The sequence below is a fragment of the Dietzia sp. B19 genome (genome assembly GCF_014145155.1).
GTDB classification, from domain to species: domain Bacteria; phylum Actinomycetota; class Actinomycetes; order Mycobacteriales; family Mycobacteriaceae; genus Dietzia; species Dietzia natronolimnaea.
On record NZ_JAALED010000548.1, the window covers coordinates 1 to 1,693 of the forward strand.

A 1,693-nucleotide genomic window follows, 5' to 3' on the forward strand; every position below is an offset into this window, starting at 1 on the left:
AGGCCGCCGAGCGGACCCGGGTGTTCCTCGGGCTGCTCCGGGCGATCATCTCGCACCCCAAGCCCGTGATCGCCGCCGTGGACGGCCACGTCCGCGCCGGCGGGATGGGACTGGTGGCCGCCTGCGACCTCGCCCTCGCCGGGCCGACGTCGACGTTTGCGCTCACCGAGGTCCGCCTCGGTCTGGCGGCGGCCATGATCTCGGTGCCGCTGGCGGCGCGGATCAACTCACGGGACCTCGCACGCGCCCTGCTGACCGGTGAGAAGTTCGACTCGGCGCACGCGAGTCGGATCGGCCTGCTCTCGGAGGCGGTCGACGACGTCGACGCGGCCGTCAACGAGTTGGTCGCCGCGTTCCGGCCCTGTTCACCGCAGGGACTGGCGGAGAACAAGGCGCTGCTGGCGGCGCCGATGCTGGCCGATCTCGACGCCCGTGGAGAGGACCTGGCCGGGGTGACCGCCCGCCTGTTCACCACCGCCGAGGTCGCCGAGGGGATGACCGCATTTCTTGAGCGCCGACCGCCCTCCTGGGCGACGCCGGACGCGTAGCGTATGCGATGTCGTTGATGTGTGACCGTCACCACATCGCCCGCGTTCAACCCGAGAGGTAATGCCATGCGCACCAGAGCAGCCATCATCCGTGAACCCAAGCAGGACGCCTGGGAGATCGTCGACGTCGACATCGACGACCCCAAGGCGGGGGAGGTGCAGGTCAAACTCGCCGCCTCGGGGCTGTGCCACTCGGACGAGCACCTGCTCACGGGGGACCTGCAGTTCGAGACCTATCCGATCATGGGTGGCCACGAGGGCGCGGGCGTGGTGACCAAGGTGGGAGAGGGTGTCACCGGGCTCGAGGAGGGGGATCACGTCGTCCTGGCGTTCATCCCCGCCTGCGGCACCTGCCCGCCCTGTTCCGAGGGGCTGCAGAACCTCTGTGACAACGGCGCCGGGCTGCTGAGCGGCCGGGCCATCAGCGACGACGGCTACCGGGTGCACACCGCCGACGGCGAACCCGTGGCGACCATGTGCGTCCTGGGCACCTTCGCGCCGCACGTCACCGTCCACCAGTCCTCGGTCGTCAAGATCGAGAAGGACATCCCCCTGGACAAGGCCGCCCTGCTCGGATGCGGTGTCTGCACGGGGTGGGGCTCGGCCACCGAGATCGGCCAGGCCAAGGAGGGCGACGTCGTGGTGGTGGTCGGCGTGGGCGGGATCGGGATCAACTCCGTCCAGGGCGCCGCCGCGGCGGGGGCGCGCGTCATCGTGGCCGTGGACCCGGTGGAGTTCAAGCGGGAGAAGGCGATGGAGTTCGGGGCGACACACACGTGTGCCTCGATGGACGACGCCATGGCGCTGGTGGGGGAGCTCAGCTGGGGGCGCATGGCGGACCTGGTCCTGCTCACCATGGGAGTGGTGGACGGGAAGGACCTGCTGCCCGGGCTGATGCTCACCGGCAAGGGGCGCCGCTGCGTGGTCGTGGGGCTGGGGGACATGATGGCCGTCGACGCGCAGATCTCCATCCTCGACCTGGCCATGCAGCAGAAGACCCTGCAGGGGGCGATCTTCGGTGGCACCGGCCCGCGCAAGCAGATCCCGCACCTGCTGCACCAGTACCGCGCCGGGAACCTCAAACTGGACGAGCTCGTCACCAAGACGTACCGGCTCGAGGAGATCAACCAGGGGTACCAGGACAT

Annotated in this window: 2 protein-coding genes; both read left to right on the forward strand. The window is 69.7% G+C overall.

Annotated features, from left to right (window positions below; translation table 11 throughout):
* The coding region (locus tag G6020_RS15055; protein WP_182611177.1) for an enoyl-CoA hydratase-related protein at nt 1-548 on the forward strand (548 nt) is incomplete at its 5' end.
* Between the two features lie 66 nt (nt 549-614).
* Nucleotides 615-1,693 (forward strand): NDMA-dependent alcohol dehydrogenase (locus G6020_RS15060; RefSeq protein WP_182611178.1); only part of this gene is annotated, 1,079 nt, incomplete at its 3' end.